Below are 21,000 nucleotides of genomic sequence, written 5' to 3' on the forward strand. Positions count from 1 at the left end.
CTTTAGGCAGCGGTTAATTTCTTATGTAGATAGCTTCCAAGTTTACGTGCTCCAAAGTTAAAGATCAAGATAAAGATGAGGAGCACCGCTGCAGAACCTGCTGAAACGAGAGTTCCATCAGGAATAGTTCCTTCACTGTTGACTTTCCAGATATGGACAGCCAAGGTTTCTGCTTGACGGAAGATTGAGATTGGACTGCTTACGCTGAGAACATTCCAGTTAGACCAGTCAAGTGCTGGTGCTGATTGTCCTGCTGTGTAGATAAGAGCTGCAGCTTCACCAAAGATACGACCTGATGCAAGTACTACACCAGTTACAATACCAGGAAGGGCTTCTGGAATAACGACATGAAGAACTGTCTCCCAACGAGAAAGTCCAAGCGCCAAACCAGCTTCACGTTGTGTATGGTGAACGTGTTTCAAACTGTCTTCAACATTACGTGTCATCTGTGGAAGGTTAAAGACGGTCAAAGCCAAGGCACCTGAAATAATAGAAAATCCATACTCAAACTGAACTACAAAGATGAGGTAACCAAAGAGACCTACAACAACAGAGGGTAGAGAAGACAAGATCTCAATACAGGTACGAACGAAATTGGTAACACGGCCTTTTTTAGCATACTCAGCCAAGTAAATTCCAGCCCCCATTGATAGAGGTACAGAGATGAATAAGGTAATGACCAAAAGGAAGAAGGAATTATAAAGCTGAATCCCGATACCACCACCTGCTTGATAAGAAGATGATTTTCCTGTCAAAAATGACCATGAAACATGAGGCAAGCCTCGAACCAAAATATAAAGAATCAAAGAAGCTAGAATAGTCACGATGATTCCTGCGATGGTATAGAGGACAGCTGTTGCAAGTTTATCTAATTTCTTAGCGTGCATAGTTTTTCTTTCCTCTTTCTTTCGTAATCAATTTAATCACACTGTTGAAGGCCAAGCTCATCAAGAGTAATACTAAGGCTAGTGACCAAAGAACATTATTATCAACAGTTCCCATAACTGTATTACCAATTCCCATAGTCAATACAGATGTTAAAGTCGCTGCTGGTGTTGTCAATGAAGTTGGAACAACTGCTGAGTTACCGACAACCATCTGAATCGCAAGGGCTTCACCGAAAGCACGCGCCATACCAAAGACTACAGCTGTAAAAATACCTGAACGAGCAGCCTTCAAGGTCACACGCCAAATGGTTTGCCAACGAGTCGCTCCCATGGCTAAACTTGCTTCACGGTAGTGACGAGGCACTGCACGTAAGCTATCAGTTGTCATAAAGGTTACAGTCGGCAAGATCATAACAAAGAGAACGAAAATCCCCGATAAAATACCAAAACCTGTTCCACCAAAGACACTACGTACAAAAGGTACGACGACCTGCAAACCGATAAATCCGTAAACTACCGAAGGAATCCCAACTAGAAGTTCGATAGCTGGTTGCAAAATCTTAGCTCCTTTTGGTGATACTTCTGTCATAAAGACTGCTGCCCCAATGGCAAATGGTGTTGCGATAAGAGCAGATAGGATGGTAACAATAAAGGAACCTAAAATCATTGGAAGGGCACCAAATTGCTTACCTGATGGATTCCAAGTTGCACCAAAGAGAAAATCAAAGATATTCACACCATTGACAAAGAAGGTCGACAAACCTTTTTGGGCTACAAAGATTAAAATCATAGCCACAATGATAACAATCAAAGATAGACAGGCAAAGGTTAGCCCTTTTCCTAATTTCTCAAGACGAGAGTTTTTTGAAGGAGAGAGCAATTTTTTTGATAATTCTTCTTGATTCATTATTGACTCCCTTCTATCGCTGTCACAGTACCTGCAGCATCTTTTTCAACCTTCATTTCCTTAACAGAAATATAGCCCATTCCTTTAACGATTCCATTCTGAGCTTCGTCTGAAAGGACAAAGTTTAGGAATTCGGCAACCAATTCATTTGGCTCACCAAGTGTATACATGTGTTCATAAGACCACAAAGGCCAATTGTTAGTGGTTACATTCTCTGAAATTGGTTCATAGCCGTTAAGTTTGATGGTCCCAACAGAATCATCAACATAGGCGAAAGCTAGGTAGGAAATAGCTCCAGGTGTTTGGGAAACGATGGACTTCACCATACCGTTTGAATCTTGCTCCTGACTTTGTACCGCTGACTGACCATTCATAATCACACTGTCAAAGGTAGCACGAGAACCTGAGCTCGCAGCACGGTTGATAATAGAAACAGCTAAATCCTTACCGCCGACTTCTTTCCAGTTGGTAATTTCACCTGTAAATATTTTGCGAAGTTGTTCTGTCGTAAGATTATCAACATCTACTTCTTTGTTGATGATAACAGCTATCCCCGCAACAGCAACCTTATGGTCAACTAGCGCGGACGCATCGATACCATCTTTCTCTTCAGCGAACACATCAGAGTTTCCAACATCAACTGCACCAGACTGAACTTGAGATAGTCCAGTACCAGATCCACCACCTTGAACATTAACTGTTTTACCAACGTGTGCGGACGCAAATTCATCTGCTGCCGCTTCGACTAAAGGTTGAAGGGCAGTTGAACCAACAGCCGTCATAGACTCTCCACGGTCAATCCAACTTGCACACCCTGCTAGCGAACCAGCAAGTAAAAGAGTTGCAAGAGAAATGGTGAGTTTTTTAAATTTTTTCACTATTTGTCTCCTTGAAAATAATGATGAATAGCTTGGAATTTCGCCCTTATTTTCCATTGATTTTCACGAAAATTCCATACTTCCACTATAACATAGAATACTGTTTTTGACTAGTTTTTCACCTGAAACCTCAAGCCCTTGGGAAAATAATTCTTCAAGGTATTTCCGGTTACTTTTGCAAATCCTAGACCATTTCCACCAACCAAAACTTGGTACCAACCATTTGGAAGAGTTTCAGCTAATTGGACCGTTTCACCAGCCACATATTTGACAAAGTCTTCTTGATGAATTTCAATGACTTGCTTGACCTGACTTGGTTTTAAAGCTAAGCCAAGAGCAAAACTTGGTTCAAAACGTTTTTTCTTAAAAGTTCCAAGATGAAGACCATTACGAGCTATCTTGAGTTTTCCTATATCGGGTAGGACTTCTGGCAAGAGATAAAGCTGGTCTCCAAAAACTTGTAGGACACCGGTCAGTTTTTCTTTAAGGTGTTTTTTCTCAAAATCCTGCCATAAGGAAATCTGTTCACGAGATAGGTTGGATTTAGAAGGTTTGAACTTCCCAGCCTTGTTTTGACCTTTAAACTGAAGATGGGCCACGAACTGACCTTCTCCCTTAAAGTGATGAGGGTACATTCTAGCTGTCTCAGCTTGGTTGATTCCTTGTGACATACCATTTATATGTTCTACTGGAATGAGTTCAAAGTCATAATTATCCATGAGCCAGCTAATGATTTCTTCATTTTCTTCTGGCGCCCAGGTACAGGTTGAATAGACTAGTCGACCACCATCAGCCAACATAGTAACTGCATCTGCTAAAATCTCACGTTGTAAACTAGCGCACTGACTAGGATAATCGACACTCCAATAATCCATAGCGTCAGGTTGTTTACGAAACATCCCTTCTCCTGAGCAAGGTGCATCTAAAACGATTAGGTCAAAATAGCCTTTAAAAATCTTGGCTAAACGGTCTGCTGATTCATTGGTCACAACGACATTTGTCGCACCAAAACGTTCCATATTTTCAACCAGTATTTTTGCTCGCTTACTTGAAATTTCATTTGAAACAAGAAGACCGTCTCCTGCAAGATAGGAGGCCAGTTGAGTGGATTTCCCACCGGGAGCCGCTGCCAAGTCTAAGACCTTCATACCTGGCTTTGGCTGAGCTACTTGAGCGACCATTTGAGCGGCAGGTTCTTGTGAATAAACCAAGCCAGTTACATGTTCTGGTGATTTCCCTGAAACCTTGCCATAGTAGCCCCAGGGTGTATTGGGAATAGCATCTGAAAAAGAAAGCTGTCTTTCTTTTAAAGGGTTGATACGAAAAGCAGAAACAGCCTCATCATCAAAAGAGGCAAGAAAAGCTCTTGCCTCATCTCCAAGTATTTCTTCATATTTTTTTACAAATCCATCTGGAAATTGCATGTAGGTTTATTTCCTTTCATAGATATAGAATTGAATCTCATCTTTCATCTCGACTGGCACCATCATAACGGCCTGTCGTGTTTGAAAATCGACTTCCTCACCAGCAATTGTAAGAACCTTATAACCCAAACTCTCACCTAGGATACTTGCAGCTGCATAATCCCAAGGTTGTAAATAAGTGATATAAGTTAAAAGTCGACCTGATAGCACCTTAGCAAAACTAATAGCGGCACTGCCATAAACTCGTGTCCCAAGTGCAGCGTTTCCCAAATCTGCTAAGCCCCATTCGTTAGTCGCTAACATTCCAGAATTACCAGCTACCAAAAATTCTCTCAAGGGTTTCTTTTTAAATGGTGGTAAAGGTTCATCATTGCGACAGGGCGGGAAGTCTCCTCCACCATGGTAGCAATCACCTTTCATGACATCATAGATAATACCAAACTTGCCAATACCATCCTCAAAATAGGCCAGCATAACAGCAAAATCTTCACCTTGTGCTACGAAGTTGTTGGTTCCATCAATAGGATCAATAATCCATACCGAACCTTGTCCTACTGCTGCACGCAGGCAGCCTTCTTCTGCACAAAATAGATCATCTGGATATCGAGAACGGATTTTTTTAATAAGTAAGTCTTGAACTTCTTTATCTAACTTAGTTACCAAATCTGTAGGGGAAGACTTTCTCTCAACATGGAGATCTTCTTTCATATGCTGGAGAATGTATTCCCCAGCATCCCTGACAATTTCTTTGGCAAATGTAAATTTATTTTCCAAGTGAAATCTTCCCTTCTCCTTTTTCTTTGGCCAACTGGACTGCACGGTAGAAAGAGTATCCACTAACTGATTCAAACTCACGTCCCAAACGTTTTTCTTCGCTCTTGCTAGGCACAACTGACTTGAATACCTTGTAGGAATCTAATAGTTTCTTAGCATCTACCTGTGTCTCATAGGCAGCTTCAACATCATTAAAAAAAGAAAGCACTGAAGCAAGTTCTTCAGTGCTCCACGACAAATCTAGTGGGTAACTATACTGTTTATTCATCTAATTAATACCAGCTCTTAATGTAGCTTCTTTCAATTCTTGCTTACGATAACTACGAGGAAGAAATGCACGAATCTCATCTTCATTAAAGCCAATCTGCATACGTTTATCATCAATAATGATAGGACGACGCAAAAGACTAGGGTATTGCTCAATTAAACTAAGCAACTCAGTCACCGAGATACTTTCCACATCGATATTTAACTTTTGGAAAATTTTTGAACGAGTTGAAATAATGTCATCGGTACCGTTTTCGGTCAAGGAAAGAATTTGTTGCAATTCTTTTCTTGATAAAGGACTGGTCATAATATTGTGCTCTTGGAAAGGCACCTTATGATTATTAAGCCAGGCCTTTGCCTTACGACATGATGTACAACTCGGTGATAAAAATAGTGTAATCATGCTATTCTCTTCTTTGCATACTTTTCTCACTCTATTATACAAAAAAATAAAGCGCTTGACTAGTTATTTCCGTAAAAAAACCTATTTTTTCAAGAAAATAGGTTTTTCGTACAATTTTTTAAAACATTTTTATGCATTTTTTCTCTTTTTGGTAATTTTTTCCAACTTAAAAGATAAACGAATCCAAAAATCAACTCATACAAGCAGAAAAATAGAAGAAAGGCATGCAGGAAAAAGTCCTCCGGTAGAATAAGAATGACTGGGTCTTTTGCTGGATCAAAAAGCCAGGTATCATCACCTACAAAAAGAATTTGATGAAACAATGTAAAGAATTGTTCAAACCCAATGAAGACACCAACTAAACCAAGTACCAAAGGTAAAGACAGCATAATCAAGAGACCTCTGCGATATAGAGGCAGAAAACCTTTCTGAATGACTTGCTTCCAAAAAAGATAAAAAATCGGTAGGGTAACTATCGCTACTCCTTGCGCTAGGTGAAAGAGTCGCTTTACAACCACAAAGTGGTGAATTCCAGAGGCAGACGAAGGAAAATCTGGCATTGCTAATACTTGACTCAATGGATTGGTCAAATAATCCATCAAAACATTAAAGTTATGTTGGATGGTCTGAGGTTGGACATGAACGCGACTTGTCAGATTTAACCAAGAAATCTCCAGAGGGTAAATCAACCAAGACAGGTAGATGGTCAATAAAATAGCAAGCGAGAGGAGAAAGAACAGACTTCCTACAAAAGTATATTTAGTTTTCATCAAAATTCCACTCCGCTAGACTTGAGAGGACATGGGTTGGGGCGATTGGTAAATCCGCTACTTCTTCAGGTTTTGTAAAACCAGTAGTTACTAACAAAGTTGGAATTCCATTATCGATACCAGCTCGAATATCAGTAAGATAATTATCCCCCACCATGACAATTTCTTGGCGTTCAAGTCCTAGATGTTCAACAGCTTTGTCCATAATAATCGCATTAGGTTTCCCAATATAAACTGGCTTTACGCGAGTTGCTGCTTCGAGCAGAGTAACCAGTGAACCAGCACCAGGTAAAAGGCCTCGTTCCGTTGGGATGTTCAAATCTGGGTTGGTGCCGATAAAATGAGCACCTTTATGGATAGCTAGGGTTGCCGTAGCAAATTTTTCATAGTCAACTTGCCAGTCCAAACCTACAACCACATAGGCTGGATTTTCTTTATATTCAACATAACCAGCTGCTTTGATTGCTTCCTTGAGCCCTGCTTCTCCAATTACATAAACAGTCTTTTCAAGACCTAAATCATTCATGTAATCAATAGTCGCTAAGGTTGCAGTATAGATTGTCGATACAGGCGTGTCAATATTAAACTGATTTGCCAACATCTCTTGAACACTTTCAGGTGTACGAGTAGTGTTGTTTGTTACAAAAAGATAAGGAATTTCCCTTTTCTGCAACTCATGTACAAAAGCTTCTCCTTCAGGGATGCGGTCTTTACCCTTGTAAATCGTTCCGTCTAAATCTATCAAATAGCCTTTATAAGTCATACGTTTCTTTCTAATCTTTGTTAATTTTTTGCCAAGTTATCTTTGCCTGAGCATTGATATCGCCATCACTTGTGACTTGGTGATTGCTTTCTAGTTGATTCAATTCGTAACTAGAAGTAATCATACCACCTGGTCGAACTTCCTTGACATATTTGAGGTTGATTTTTTTAGGGATATGATTGGTTAGAAAATCTGCCCCCATAACTTCAAAAACCCAGTCTAGGTATTTGCTATTATTGACATGGCCATTCATATCTAAGTCGTAAAAACGGACATGATAGTCCTTGCTAATCGCTTCTTCCAACTCAGCGTATTTTGGTCCACGGATCAGTTTCTTAGAAAACTCAGATTGATAAGGTGCGACTATTTCAGGTTCTACAGGATGAACCTTCCGACTATCACGATCCATAAGGACAAATGTAGCTACCATGCGAATGATTTCTTGACCATCTTCATCATAAATAGTAAATCGGCGGTAGCAAAATAGACGATTGTAGCTCAAGGCCTCTGTTTCGATGGTAATTTCCTCAGCAAAACGAGGAAGTCTAATCACATCGATATCATAATCAGTGATAATCCAAACTAGATTATACTGTTCTAAAACATCCTTGTCACTCACTCCTAGATTAATTGATTGCATTCCTGATACTTGTAGGGATAACAAGATAACATCTGGTAGCTTGATATGACCGTTCATGTCAGCCATATCAAAAGGGATTTTAGTTTTCATTTGATAAGTTAAGCCCATAATTTTACTCCAATATAAATCTTTCTGCTACTGTATCACCTAAGAAGAGACCTCTCTTAGTCATACGAACATGATCGCCATCAACCTGCATAAGACCTTGTTGAATCAAGTCTTTGATGATGTCCCCATAAAGTTCTTGGAAAGACTGTCCAAATTTTTCTTCAAATCTCTCCATGGAAACTCCAGACTTCTTGCGAAGTCCAAGGAACATCTCTTCTTCCATTTGCTCCCTTTGAGTCAGATGTTCTTCGTTGATACGAGCATTCCCATCTTCTACTGCCTTTAAATAATGGCGAATAGGCCCATGATTTTTATAGCGAACACCATCTACATAGCCAGATGCACCTGCACCAATACCATAATACTCAGCATTATCCCAGTACATAAGATTGTGACGACTTTCAAATCCTGGTTTAGAAAAATTAGAAATCTCATAATGCTCGAAGCCAGCTTTTTCTAGCTCTGCAATGATATACTCAAACATCTCAGCTTCTAATTCTTCCTTAGGAAGAGGTAGTTTCCCTCGTCTCATACGATTCATAAAGACCGTATGATTTTCTAAAATTAAGCTGTAGAGGCTCATATGAGGAATATCAAGGGCAATTGCCTTAGCGACATTGTCCTTGACCTGGTCCATGGTTTGCCCAGGAAGGGCGTAGATTAAATCAATAGAGATATTATCAAAACCAGCCAATTTGAGGCGGTCAATATTTTCATAAATATCCTTCTCCAAATGACTACGCCCAATTTTTTTCAACATTTTGTCATCAAAGGTCTGAACACCTAGTGAAACACGATTGACTGCAGAATTTTTCAAAATAGCAATCTTATCAGCATCCAAATCACCGGGATTGGCCTCAATGGTCAATTCTTCTAAGACTGATAAATCTAAGTTTTTAGTCAATCCATCCAGAAGCAACTCTAACTGTGGCGCAGACAAGGCTGTCGGTGTCCCACCTCCAATATAAAGCGTACGCAACTTTTGAATGTCATAAGAATGAAATTCTTGCAGCAGATGCTCTAGATAGCTATCTACCGGTTGATTCTTGATAAAAACTTTTGAAAAGTCACAATAATAACAGATTTGTGTACAAAATGGAATGTGCACATAAGCTGATGTCGGTTTCTTCTGCATAGTATTTATTATACCACAAAGAGTTCACTCAAGAAAAAAATCACCATTCCTGATTCATTTGATAATCAGGAAATGGCGATTCTATTTAGTCTTCTTGAATATCGATGACAATTTCTTGACCATCTTCTTGGTCTTCAACAACTACTTTTTCTTCCAATTGTTCTTTGAGACTGTTCAAGGTTTCTTTCGAAGCTTCAGTAGCTTGTTGAGCGTGATATTTTGCTTTATCGAGGACGGTATCGAGAGTAATTTCCCCAGATTCGATTTGTTCCTTTGTTTTAAGAACAAATTCTTTGGTTTGATCTTTGACATCAGTCAGCTTTTCGCAGACTTGTTCTTTAGCGTATTCAGGATCTTCTCTCAAATCTTCAATAAAGTCTTGTGCCTGACTAGTAACACGTTTCCCTTTTTCACTTGTTAGAAACAAGGCAACAGCCACACATGAAACAGTTCCTAAAAGGATTGATGATAATTTACCCATGAGCTATCTCCTTTTTATTTTTTAAAAAATTTACTTGCAATACGAACGGCAGATAAACCTGCACTAGTCTTTAATGTTTTTGAACCTGCAGATGATGCTTTTTTACTCAAGACACGAGCCTGCTCATTTAAGTCAGAGACAGAAACAGAAAGGTCTGCAACTGCTGTAAAGAGTGGATCAATCGTTGCAACTTTGACATTGATATCGTCAGCAAGTACATTGACTTTTGCAAGCAGTTCATTTGTGTGATGTAGAGTGACATTTACATCCGAAGTTAGCGTTTTAACAGTATTTTCAGTTTCATCGATTACACGTCCAACTTTTTGAAGGGTTATAATCAAATAAACAATAAATACAATCAAGGCAATAGCCACAATAATATAAGCAACTTCTAACATTTTAATTCTCCTTTTTTACATTATAAAATGGTGCTTTTTTCCGATTTTGATAAACGATAATATAAATTCCAAGTCCAATTAGAAGGACTGACAACCATTGAGATACTCGAAGTCCAAAGAACATGAGACTATCTGTTCGCATACCTTCAATGATCATACGTCCAAATCCATACCAAATTAGATAGAAGGCAGTGATATAACCACGACGAATACTCTTTAATCGACGTCTAAAAATAATAATCAACGTAAACCCAATGAGATTCCAGATAGATTCATAAAGGAAGGTTGGTTGCCGATATGAGCCATCGATATACATCTGATTCTTAATAAAACCAGGTAGGTAATCAAGATTTTCAACAGCTGCTCCGTAGGCTTCCTGGTTAAAGAAATTCCCCCAACGTCCAAGGCTCTGTGCAATCATAACGCTTGGAGCAGCAATATCCAAGAAATCCCATGTGTTGATTAATCTACGATCAGCAAAGAAATAGAGTACGATTGCTCCGGTGATTAAACCGCCGTATATGGCAAGACCTCCATTCCAAATGGCAAAAATCTCTCCCATGTGCTGACTATAGTAGTCAAATCTAAAAATGACATAATAAAGTCGAGCACCAATGATAGCTAAAGGAAAAGCAATTAAAATAAAGTCTAAAATGTCATCGGATAAGATGTTCTTTTTTGGTGCTTCTTTACTTGCAAGATAGACTGCTAAAATAAGACCTGAAACGATGCAGAGTGCATACCATCTAATACCCAAAGGACCAATTTGAAAAGCAACTGGATCAATCATTCTTCATCTCATTCCTTTCAATTAGTTTTGTCAATCGTTCTTCAAAGAGGCGTGTCGCATCAAAGCCCATCTCCTTCGAACGATAATTCATTGCAGCCGCCTCGATAACGACAGAGATATTACGTCCTGTTTTTACTGGGATACGAATACGTGGAATAGAAACACCTGAGATTTCCAATTCTTCCGCATTATTCCCCAAACGGTCAAAGACCTTATCAGTATCGTAATTTTCTAAATAGACAGCCAATTGAACTTGTGAAGAATCCTTAACGGCACTAGCCCCATAAAGGCTCATGACGTCAATGATACCTACTCCACGAATTTCTAACAAATGTTTCAAAATTTCAGCAGGTTCTCCCCAAAGTGTCATCTCATCCTTAGAATAGATATCTACACGGTCATCTGCTACTAGACGATGTCCACGTTTGACGAGTTCAAGTCCAGTCTCACTTTTACCGATACCACTATCACCTTGAATGAGAACACCCATACCATAGATATCCATCAGTACACCATGCACACTTGCGCGTTCGGCCAAACGAGAGTCCAAGTAACTTGATAGTTCACCAGATAGACGACTGGTTGCAGTACGACTTGTTAAAATAGCGATTTTACATTCTCTAGCAGCCTTTAGCATTTCTTCTGGAACTACTAAACCACGCGAAACAATAACTGCAGGTGTTTCTGGTTGAAATAATTTCTTCAAAACCTGGTAGCGGTTGTGAGAAGACATGCTAATGAGATAGGACCACTCCTTCATTCCCAACAATTGAATACGCTCTGGAGTATAGTAATCAAAATAGCCTGTCATTTCGAGACCAGGTCGCGTTATATCTGCAGTATTAATTTCCTTTTCAAGTAATTCAGGCTCCCCATAGACAACGTCTAATCTAAGCTTATCAATTACTTCTTTGACTAAAACCGACATATATTTCTCCTTAAATCGAGTTCTCTTACTATTATATCAGATTGTAGAAATAAGTTTATGTTTTTAACAGTCTTTACGCTATTTATTTAGGAAGAACTCTTTAAAAGATTTAACCTATAGAAAAAGAGATTAAACAACAAACTGTTATTTAATCCCTTCTTTAAAATCTATTCGACAAAGTGATTAGTTAGAAGCTTTGTCATCACTAACTGGAACTGATTTTTCCTCACTAGTTTGGGTAGCATCTGTTGTAGGTTCAAAAGCTTCTCTAAGCGATGAATCTTTTGAAGTTGTTTCTTCTACACTCGTCGTTGTGGTAGTCACTCCATTTGAACGCCATCTACCATCACTAGCGACTTTATAGCCATCAGGTGTAATTCCATCACGAAGCATTTCACCACTTGGTTTGAAATAATACCAGTCCCCTTTTTCTTGAATCCAACCAACTTGCATTTCACCTGCAATATTAAAGTAATAATTATCTCCAGAGATTTCATGGATACCAGTAAGCATTTTTCCAGAATCACCATCTAGGAAGAACCATTTGCCAGAATATTTAAACCAACCAGTTTCCATGGCTCCAGATTCTTTATGATAGTACCAATCTTTGCCGTCAAATACCCATCCGGTTTCCATAGCTCCAGATTGGTTAAAGCTATATTTGAGACCATCAATTTCCTGTCTGCCGGTCACCATAACGCCGTCATTTTGATTCAAGTAGTACCACTTACCTGCAGATTTTATCCAACCTTTTTTCTGTTCACCACTTGATGCATAATAGTACCATTTGTCTTCTGCTTGTTTCCAGCCAGTAACCATAGCACCACTAGCCTTAAAGCTATATTGTTGCCCATCGATTTCTTTGGTTCCTGTAACCATCTCTCCATCTTTCGAATCAAGATAGTACCAATCACCAGCATATTTAATCCAGCCTTTTTTCAATTCACCACTTGATGCATAATAGTACCATTTGTCATCTGTTTGTTTCCAGCCAGTAACCATAGCACCACTATCTTTAAAGCTATATTGTTGCCCATCGATTTCTTTGGTTCCTGTAACCATCTCTCCATCTTTCAGTTCGAGATAGTACCAGTCATTGTTGTATTTAAGCCAGCCTTTTTTCTGATCGCCACTAGATGTATAATAGTACCATTTGCCATCAAACTGTTCCCAACCAGTTGCCATGACGCCTCCATCATTGAAGCGATAGAGTTTGCCGTCAATTTTATTTGAACCAGTGAACATTTCTCCAGTTTTAGGATCTAGATAATACCATTTACCTGCATCATTGAGCCAACCACGTTTCATTTCACCTGAAGCACTAAAGTAATACCATTTTTGGTGCGTATATTGCCAATAAGTTCCCATTTCTCCGGCTTCATTGAAATAGTACATCTTTCCATCAATTTCTTTGAAACCAATGGTCATTTTTTTATTTTCATCTAGGTAATACCATTTATTACCGATTTTATTCCAGGATGATGCTCTTAGTTCATTTGAAAGCGCACCTGTATCATCAAAGACCAGAGTTGCTCCATTCACTGTTCTGGTACCAGTTTGCATAATCCCTTTTTCGTCAAAGTAATAGGTCTTACCGTCAATGATTGCTAACTCGGACTCTTTTCGATATCCTTTAGAATCCACATAATACCATTGCTTGTCAATTTGAAGCCATTTGGAAGTTTGTAACTTCCCATCTTTATCCATATATAAAGACTTAAGAGTACCTTCGTCATCAAAATCTTGAAGCCATTTATCTTGTTGCAGATGTCCTTTCCCATTGAAGAAGTATTTTGCTCCATCAATTGTATGCCAACCTGTTGCCATCTGATCATCAGCGAAATAATACTTCTTATATCCATCTTCAGTGATCCAACGTGAATTCGTATTTGGAATATCCGGGAATTCTTGAGAAATATTATTAATACCATCTGTTTTTATATCAAAAACAGTCGCATCTTTCTTATCACTTGAAGCATGAACAACTTGGACATTCATCTGTTTCAATTTATCTCTCGTTGCTTGGACATTTATATCCAATCCTGTTGTTTGCACAACAATAGATGGGGAAAGATTATTAAGAAAATTAATGCTGTTTGAAACTTTTCCGTCAAGGTGATGGTTCCATTTCATTAAATCGACTTTCCCAATTTGTGGGCCTAAGCGATCTTCAGCTCCATAAACGTTATCAAGATCCCCACCCAGATAAATTTTCTTCCCATTTACTGTAACTACAGCAACAATAGAATTGGGATTGTCATCATATACTTTCTTTAATTTCCCATCTGGGCCATATTCATTTTTGTAGTTATACAACTGAATATCCATATCACCCAATTTGAAATGACTATCATTATCTGAGATATCTTGAATAAGATTAACGCCATATTTTCTAGCTGCATTCAGTGCATTATTATAGTTAAAAAGATTATCCCACAAGCCCCATTGAGTGGCAATTCGATCATCCGAATATCGTTTTAGATAAAATTTATCAACCTTATATTTTTTTAGAACTTCATCAGCTCCACCAATATGGTCACTATGGACATGCGTTCCAAGCATAAAGTCCAACTTCTTAACACCTACATGGTCAAGATGACGGAAAAGTCGATCTTCAATTGCATAGACATTTGAAGTAATAATACCCGATCTTAATGGATAAAGCGGATCGCTCCCATCTGGAAAGTCATAGTCTTCACCCATATCTATCAACGCATAATGCCCGTTACTTTCAAGTAAAATGGCATCAGTCCCTGGACTTCCTTTGGTATTAATGAAATGAATCCGATTGACGTCGGACCGCGAAGTTGTGTCCGCCTCTACTCTCGCGCCGACACTAAGAAACAAAAATGCTCCTAAAGCGACTGCGACTTTTGTTTTTCTCATGATAAAGCCCTCTCAGATTTTTTCTACTAATATTTTTAATTATACCAAAAAAACAAGAAAAAAGGGGGGTAAAATACAAAATGTCATTTTTACTGCGCCAAATGACTTTAGCAACACTGTTTCAGATTAATTGATGAGTTTTAATTTTCTTTTATCAGTAAATCTATTCTCAAAAATTGACTTTTAATAGTTTTTGTCAGCACCTATATCTAGCAGTTTTCCTATACTTCTGTCAGTATGTTTTTAATTTCCTCAACGAGGATACTTTCTCAACGTCAACATTTTAACTTTATATAAAACACATAACTACAATCAAAAAGCTTCCAAGTTTAGAATATCTGTTTAACACTGAATTAACAATCTTCACTGTGATTTTACTCTTTGTGATTAGCAAAAAAAGACTAGATAAGTCTAGTCTTTCATTTCAAATTAGAATTTTTTACGTTTACGAGCTGCTTCTGATTTACGTTTACGTTTTACAGAAGGTTTTTCATAGAATTCACGTTTGCGTGTTTCTTGAAGAGTACCAGCTTTAGTAACCGCACGTTTGAAACGACGAAGTGCATCGTCAAGAGATTCATTCTTACGTACTACTGTTTTAGACATTATTTTCACTCCCTTCAAGTTCAAGATCTATTCTATTTTACATGTATTGATGAAAATTGTCAAGAAAAATAGTGCATTTCATTATTTTTCATTGACAAATAAAAAGGACCCTAAAGTCCTTTTTATTAACTATCTTATTCTAAACTCAATTATTTAGAAAATTTCTTTTTCATAACGAGACTACCTGCCAAGATAGATACACCAGCAATTACTAATGCAATACCTGTAGACTCACCAGTATATGGAAGACCTGGCTTATCTTCTGTAGTAGTTGTCTCAGATACTTCTGGTTTTGAAGTTGTTATAGTCGTTGAAGTAGTCGTTGGCTCTTCTGTCGTTGTACTCGTTGATGTTGTTGTCGGCGCTTCTATCGTTGTAGTCGTTGTGGTTGTTATCGGCGCTTCTGTCGTTGTAGTCGTTGATGTTGTTGTCGGCACTTCTGTCGTTGTACTCGTTGATGTTGTTGTCGGCGCTTCTGTCGTTGTACTCGTTGATGTTGTTGTCGGCGCTTCTGTCGTTGTAGTCGTTGTGGTTGTTGTCGGCGCTTCTGTCGTTGTACTCGTTGATGTTGTTGTCGGCGCTTCTGTCGTTGTACTCGTTGATGTTGTTGTCGGCGCTTCTGTCGTTGTACTCGTTGATGTTGTCGTCGGCGCTTCTGTTGTGGTTGTCGTTGATGTTGTCGTCGGCGCTTCTGTTGTGGTTGTCGTTGATGTTGTCGTCGGCGCTTCTGTCGTTGTAGTCGTTGATGTTGTCGTCGGCGCTTCTGTTGTGGTTGTCGTAGTTGTGGTTTGTTCTTTTGGATTGACGATTGTTTTTGTAACTGATTTATCAGCTCCAAAATCTGTTGCATTCACTTCTGTGTCTGCTGTATTTATCACATAACCTGTTGGTGCTTCAACTTCAGTTAAGATATACTTGTCTTTCAAAAGGCCAGTTACTGTAATTTTCCCTTCAGCATCTGTAACATACTCACCAATCACTTGATTGTTAGCTTGTCGAACAACCTTAAATTTAGCACCAGCTACCGGTTGGTTTTCATCATCAACTTTATGGATGTGAATCGTGAATACATATCCAATACCTGACCCACCAGATACTTGAACTACAGTTGATTGTACAACCTCTTTAATAGTTATTCCTTTACCTTTTAAGACAGCGTCATTATTCAAGATTTCGCCATCTGCTGGTGAATAATTGGCTTGAACATTATATTCAATGCGGTACTGGTCATTTTCTGTAATATCACCAAGTTGAATAACAAATGACTGACCATCTTCACTGACTGTAACAGTATGTTGGTCTGTTACATCTGTTCTATCTGTAAATTCCCAGAGACCTTTCACATAGTCAAACTTACCCTTGATCACTCGAATACTATCTTTGATATAAGATGCATTAGAAAACTTCAACGTGTCTTCTACAGTTGCATCTTGGACACTTTCTTTAGTACGGTTAATTGAGATAGTGTAAGAAAGTATATTTTGCTCTGCATTACTTACCCAACCTGTTTTAGAAAAAAGCTCTGGGTTTCCATCTCCAACACCGGTAAAGTTAACCTTGTCAACGATCTGTGTTTTTCCATTAATTGTTACCTCGACAGGGATTTCTCCTTTTTCAGGGTGTTTTTGGAAATCCACTCGAGTATAGACAAAGAAAGATCCACTGGTATCAGAGTGCTTTTCTACATAATCCGTATACGTTAATACGATATGTTTTTTAGTTTCGTCGATTTTAGCATTTGCGATGACTTCATTTGTTTTTTCATCACGAATCTCAAAATTTTCTGATTCGATATATAAAGCATCTGACAAATCTACAACCGTGGTATCACCAGCTTTAACATCTTTATCTGTCAAATCATATGTTGCGTTAAGCCTAAATGTAACCCACTGTTCCAAATCTTTCTCAAGATTACCACCTGAATTATTTGCAATATCTAATGATGTTATGGCATCAATAGTCTTACTACTTGCTGCATTTTCTGCAAAAGCTTTGTTCAAGCTAAGAGAAAAAATGATCGTAAATAAGCAAATAATGAACGAAAAAAAAGCTATTTTTTTCTTATTCACCTTAAATAGTCTCCTTAAATTTAATTGTTTAGACATTAAACGATATCAGTATACCAGTATTTTTTACTAAAGTCTAGTTTTATTCATAAAATAGTTTGAAATATATTTATAAAAAAACACTTTTTATATATTTTACGTTTATTAGGTGTTGTTATTTTATAATCCGTTCTTTTTTAAACCTGACTGCTAGATATTTTTAAATGTTTACTTATCAAATATCAAACAAAAAGACCAATCAAAGTAAGCCATAGATTGGTCTATATAAATGTCAACTTATTTCTTTAACAAGCTAAGTGCTTCTGCATCCGCAATAATAGTCACATCCGAATGATTTTGCAAACTACTTGCTGGTAGATTTTCAGTCACTGGACCTTCAACAGTTCCGGCAATAGCTTCTGCTTTTGATGGGCCATAAGCGAAGAGAAGAATAGATTTGGCATCTAAGATATTTTTAATACCCATTGAAATAGCTTGTGTTGGTACGTCTTCGATTTTATCAAAGAAACGAGCATTAGCCTCAATGGTAGACTGATCAAGGTCTACAAGATGAGTTTGGCTATCGAACGGAGTTCCTGGTTCGTTAAATCCAATGTGACCATTTCGACCAATTCCCAAGATTTGCAAATCAACCGGATGATCAGCAAGAATTTGATTATAGCGTTCTACTTCTTCTTCTGCATTGTCTTTAACTCCACGAGGCAAAAAGCTTTCTTTAAATGGCTTTTTATTGAACAGATGTTCTTGCATGAAATAACGATAAGATTGAGGATTATCTCCATCTAATCCTACATATTCGTCCAAGTTGACACTTGTAAGGTTTGAAAAATCAAGGTCACTCTCTACGATTTCTCTGTAGAACTCAAGTGGACTGCTACCTGTCGCAAGTCCTAATGTTTGAGCACCCTTTGCTAACTTTTCTTTTAAAATTTCAAAAGCTACTTTTCCACCTTCTTCAGGATTTTTTACTTGAATAACTTTCATAATTGTTCCTCCACATTTCTTTATTTCATTATATGGTATAGACCAATTTTTGTCAAGTGTAAACGGTTTAATATTTTAAATTTTATTGGATAAAGTTAAGTAAAAAAAGAAGACTAAACTAGTCTTCTTTTTTAAAACTGTCAGAATGAATTAGTCTTCTTTTTTCTTTCTTGACAAAGCATAACCGGCAGTAGCTAAACCAATAAGTGCTGAATAAGTCATGAATGATTGATCAGCTGAACCAGTATTTGGTAATACTCTCTCTGAATCTTTTTGATTAGTTTCTGATTTTGACTCTGACTTAGACTCTAGCTTAGGTTCTGGCTTAGGCTCTGGTTTTGGTTCCGGCTTAGGCTCTGGTTTTGGTTCTGGCTTAGGCTCTGGTTTTGGTTCTGGCTTAGGCTCTGGTTTTGGTTCTGGTTTAGGTTGTGGTTTTTCATTTTCCTTGATAAGCACAACATTTTTATTCCATTTAACAACTGGTTTTTCTGTTTCTTTCTTAACAGGATCCTTCACCAACTCAGGTGCTTCTGGTTTAACCGGTTCACTTGGTAAGACAGGTACAGTTTTATATTCTGGTTCTGTCGGTGGAACTGGTTTTTCTTTAACAGTTGGTACTTCTGTCAATTCTGGTTTTTCAGGTTTAACTGGAGGTGTTGGTTCTGTTGGTTTAACTGGCTCTTCACCTGGATCTTGAGGGAAGCCAACGTTTGAGTTGATAGAGAACCAATAGAGAGTTGCTTCGTCTGTTGCGTTAGCACCTTTTGCTGTAAATTCAAGATGACCATCTTTCAAAATAACAGCAGCACCACCATAGTAAAGGTAAGGGCTCTTAGGATCATCCCAACCCTTAGTTTCACTTGAAGAGTCTGCATTAAATGTAGCACCTTGAGCCATGTATTGGTTTTGTTCTTTAGCAGATACTTCTTTTGTCGATGAATATTGGTCTACACTTGAATTTGGAAGTTTAATAAACTCTTTGTCACCAATGTTTACAGACTCAACGTGAGGAGTATCTTGGTGTTTCATTTTTGGTGTGTATCTCAAAACACCTGATGTAGCGTCTACAGTGTAAGAACCGATAACGTCTGATTTATCACCGAATGTGTAATCTTCAGTACCAACTGAGTGACCATTTCCGCCACCAGATGCATTCACTGTTGTAGCATCAACTACTGCTTCTTCAGTTACTTTAAAGGCATCATCAACCCATGTTGCTTTTTGAGCAACAATTTTCAAAGGATTATCAGCATTGATATCAACTTCTGCACTACCGAAGTCAGCTTTACCGCTTTTCACAACAACGTCTGCACCATCAAGTTTTGGTTCACTTCCGTCTGAATATGGATCCCAAGTCCCACGAACTGTATTGCCTTCGCTATCTTTAGCTTCAACAACTAGAGGACGAGGTTTGTCATTTTCAACATAAGATGCACCATTCCAGTGGTTAAGTGAGTTAAGGGCAAGGATTGCATTGTGTTGTGACAAATCAATCAATTGGTCATTTTCATCATAAAACTCAATGTCAACACCAACTGTAACTGGGTTTTCAGTATCAGTTGAGCTACCAATTGTCATTGTAACCGCTGGATCGTTATAAATTTGAACGATTCCTTTTCCATCTGATGATGGAAGGCTCTTCACTTCGTATTTATAAACAACTTTTGCAATACGTTTTTCTTCACTACCTTTTACAATTTTAGCTTGAGTAAGTCCTGTGTATGTCACATCAAATTTGTCTCCGACTTTTACTACTCCCCACTCAATTTCATTATTGGCATATGGATTTGTAGTTGTCACATCAGAATCTTGTAGATTCTTAGTTTCATACATCTTAGTAGCTTTACCATCACCGTACATACGAGCTTGACCTTCTTTTGTCAAGTAAGTTGTTAATCCAGTTGTTTGGTGTGTGATTTTAGTTGTTTCACCATCAGCAAGTTCTTCAGAGAGGAATGTCAAATCTTGTTTGTATTTCTCAGGATTTCCACCACGCTCTACAACCATCTTATTGAAGGCATCTTTAGCATCATCGTATTGTGCTTTTTTCTTGTTGTAAATTTCGAGCTCAATCAAGTAAGCAGCTTGTGCTTCATCATAAGCAGCTTTTTTAGTCTTGTAGTCAGCTAATTTAGCTTCATATTCTACTTGAGCTAATTTATTACTTTCAGTAGCTTCTTGATTTGCTGTTACAGATGCATTGTATGCTGCAAGTGCTGTGTTATATTCTTCAAGAGCTTTTTCATAAGCAACACGTGCCTCTTCATTACTCTGTTCTACTGCTGTTTTTTCTGCTGATTTTTCAGTCAATTCTTTTTTATAAGCAGTAAGTTTTTCGTTGTAAGCTTCAAGCTCTTTATCGTAGTTTGCTTGTGCAGCAGCATTTTTAGCATCAACTTCAGCTTTTTCTTTTTCGTAAGCTTCTTGATTTGCTGCTACTTCAGCTTTATAATCAGCTACAGTTTTATTAATATCAGTAACTTGTTTTTCGTAATCTTTAGCAGCAGCTTCCTCTGAATCTTGCTTTTTAGTCTCAGTTTCTTTAACTTCAAGACCTTCATTTGTGGCAGCAGTTTTAGCTTCTTCCAACTTCTCTGGAACCGCAACTTCTTTTGTTTCTTCTCCAGCTACTGTTGTAGTTGAAGTAACAGGTGTCGTTACTGATGAAGTTTCATCGGCTGATACAGTGACAATACCTGCAGCAGCAATCACTGTTGCGACTGCAACAGAACCAAAAGCAACTGAGGTTTTTCTCAAGGCATACTTAATCGTTTTATTATTCTTTAACGATGACATGACAATTCCTTCTTTTATTTTAAATTTAAAATGTTCTCAAGTATAAAAGATTTGATTCTTAAAAACATACTAATTTTATCAAAAAAAATATGTGATTTCAATAATTTTC

At 38.0% G+C, this 21,000-nt stretch carries 20 protein-coding genes; all 20 read right to left on the reverse strand.

Annotation, left to right across the window (positions count from 1 at the left end):
* Window positions 1–2: 2 nt before the first annotated feature.
* Entirely contained in the window at window positions 3–887 is an 885-nt protein-coding gene (gene pstA / locus ACXYSN_RS03220) for a phosphate ABC transporter permease PstA (protein ID WP_006150807.1), read from the reverse strand.
* A complete protein-coding gene (pstC, locus tag ACXYSN_RS03225; RefSeq protein ID WP_006150773.1) occupies window positions 877–1,794 on the reverse strand; it encodes a phosphate ABC transporter permease subunit PstC in 918 nt (305 codons plus the stop codon). Before pstC ends, pstA begins: the two co-directional genes overlap by 11 nt.
* Window positions 1,794–2,672, reverse strand: a complete 879-nt coding sequence (locus ACXYSN_RS03230) for a phosphate ABC transporter substrate-binding protein PstS (protein WP_458636135.1) — start codon at window positions 2,670–2,672, stop codon at window positions 1,794–1,796. The genes pstC and ACXYSN_RS03230 overlap by 1 nt, the downstream gene beginning before the upstream one ends.
* Before the next feature lie 110 nt (window positions 2,673–2,782).
* A complete protein-coding gene (locus ACXYSN_RS03235) occupies window positions 2,783–4,096 on the reverse strand; it encodes an RsmF rRNA methyltransferase first C-terminal domain-containing protein (protein WP_458636136.1) in 1,314 nt (437 codons plus the stop codon).
* A 6-nt stretch (window positions 4,097–4,102) separates the two neighbouring features.
* Window positions 4,103–4,870 (reverse strand): inositol monophosphatase family protein, encoded by a 768-nt coding sequence (locus ACXYSN_RS03240; protein WP_458636137.1) that lies wholly within the window; start codon window positions 4,868–4,870, stop codon window positions 4,103–4,105.
* Window positions 4,860–5,138: a UPF0223 family protein gene (locus ACXYSN_RS03245; RefSeq protein ID WP_004252549.1), complete on the reverse strand. Its 279-nt coding sequence runs from the start codon at window positions 5,136–5,138 to the stop codon at window positions 4,860–4,862. The genes ACXYSN_RS03240 and ACXYSN_RS03245 overlap by 11 nt, the downstream gene beginning before the upstream one ends.
* Window positions 5,139–5,540: a Spx/MgsR family RNA polymerase-binding regulatory protein gene (locus ACXYSN_RS03250; protein WP_025170030.1), complete on the reverse strand. Its 402-nt coding sequence runs from the start codon at window positions 5,538–5,540 to the stop codon at window positions 5,139–5,141.
* 89 nt (window positions 5,541–5,629) lie between these two features.
* The gene (locus ACXYSN_RS03255; RefSeq protein ID WP_458636138.1) at window positions 5,630–6,310 is read right to left on the reverse strand and encodes a TIGR01906 family membrane protein; all 681 of its coding nucleotides are present in this window, start codon (window positions 6,308–6,310) and stop codon (window positions 5,630–5,632) included.
* A complete protein-coding gene (locus ACXYSN_RS03260) occupies window positions 6,300–7,073 on the reverse strand; it encodes a TIGR01457 family HAD-type hydrolase (protein ID WP_458636139.1) in 774 nt (257 codons plus the stop codon). Before ACXYSN_RS03260 ends, ACXYSN_RS03255 begins: the two co-directional genes overlap by 11 nt.
* A gap of 10 nt (window positions 7,074–7,083) precedes the next feature.
* Window positions 7,084–7,821 carry an acyl-[acyl-carrier-protein] thioesterase gene (locus tag ACXYSN_RS03265; RefSeq protein WP_303942951.1) on the reverse strand — a complete coding sequence of 246 codons (738 nt, stop codon included), beginning with the start codon at window positions 7,819–7,821 and terminating at the stop codon, window positions 7,084–7,086.
* Window positions 7,822–7,825: 4 nt separating this feature from the next.
* Window positions 7,826–8,956: a radical SAM family heme chaperone HemW gene (hemW, locus tag ACXYSN_RS03270; RefSeq protein ID WP_458636140.1), complete on the reverse strand. Its 1,131-nt coding sequence runs from the start codon at window positions 8,954–8,956 to the stop codon at window positions 7,826–7,828.
* A gap of 85 nt (window positions 8,957–9,041) precedes the next feature.
* The gene (locus tag ACXYSN_RS03275) at window positions 9,042–9,437 is read right to left on the reverse strand and encodes a YtxH domain-containing protein (RefSeq protein ID WP_458636141.1); all 396 of its coding nucleotides are present in this window, start codon (window positions 9,435–9,437) and stop codon (window positions 9,042–9,044) included.
* Between the two features lie 14 nt (window positions 9,438–9,451).
* On the reverse strand, window positions 9,452–9,835 hold the full coding sequence (locus ACXYSN_RS03280; RefSeq protein ID WP_278478423.1) for a DUF948 domain-containing protein: 384 nt from the start codon (window positions 9,833–9,835) through the stop codon (window positions 9,452–9,454).
* Window position 9,836: 1 nt separating this feature from the next.
* Window positions 9,837–10,625 (reverse strand): prolipoprotein diacylglyceryl transferase, encoded by a 789-nt coding sequence (gene lgt, locus ACXYSN_RS03285; RefSeq protein WP_441348362.1) that lies wholly within the window; start codon window positions 10,623–10,625, stop codon window positions 9,837–9,839.
* Complete coding sequence (hprK, locus tag ACXYSN_RS03290) at window positions 10,618–11,553, reverse strand: HPr(Ser) kinase/phosphatase (protein WP_441348363.1); 936 nt, start codon at window positions 11,551–11,553, stop codon at window positions 10,618–10,620. Before hprK ends, lgt begins: the two co-directional genes overlap by 8 nt.
* 183 nt (window positions 11,554–11,736) lie before the next feature.
* The gene (locus ACXYSN_RS03295) at window positions 11,737–14,439 is read right to left on the reverse strand and encodes an MBL fold metallo-hydrolase (protein WP_458636142.1); all 2,703 of its coding nucleotides are present in this window, start codon (window positions 14,437–14,439) and stop codon (window positions 11,737–11,739) included.
* Between the two features lie 429 nt (window positions 14,440–14,868).
* Window positions 14,869–15,045, reverse strand: a complete 177-nt coding sequence (gene rpsU, locus ACXYSN_RS03300) for a 30S ribosomal protein S21 (protein ID WP_000048054.1) — start codon at window positions 15,043–15,045, stop codon at window positions 14,869–14,871.
* 149 nt (window positions 15,046–15,194) lie between these two features.
* Window positions 15,195–17,114, reverse strand: a complete 1,920-nt coding sequence (locus ACXYSN_RS03305; RefSeq protein ID WP_458636143.1) for an Ig-like domain-containing protein — start codon at window positions 17,112–17,114, stop codon at window positions 15,195–15,197.
* A 273-nt stretch (window positions 17,115–17,387) separates the two neighbouring features.
* Window positions 17,388–18,095, reverse strand: a complete 708-nt coding sequence (locus tag ACXYSN_RS03310) for a glucosamine-6-phosphate deaminase (RefSeq protein ID WP_006150776.1) — start codon at window positions 18,093–18,095, stop codon at window positions 17,388–17,390.
* Window positions 18,096–18,245: 150 nt separating this feature from the next.
* Window positions 18,246–20,891, reverse strand: coding sequence for an LPXTG cell wall anchor domain-containing protein (locus ACXYSN_RS03315; RefSeq protein WP_458636144.1), 2,646 nt, complete (start codon window positions 20,889–20,891; stop codon window positions 18,246–18,248).
* Between the last annotated feature and the right edge of the window lie 109 nt (window positions 20,892–21,000).

The organism is Streptococcus sp. V869 (genome assembly GCF_054353515.1).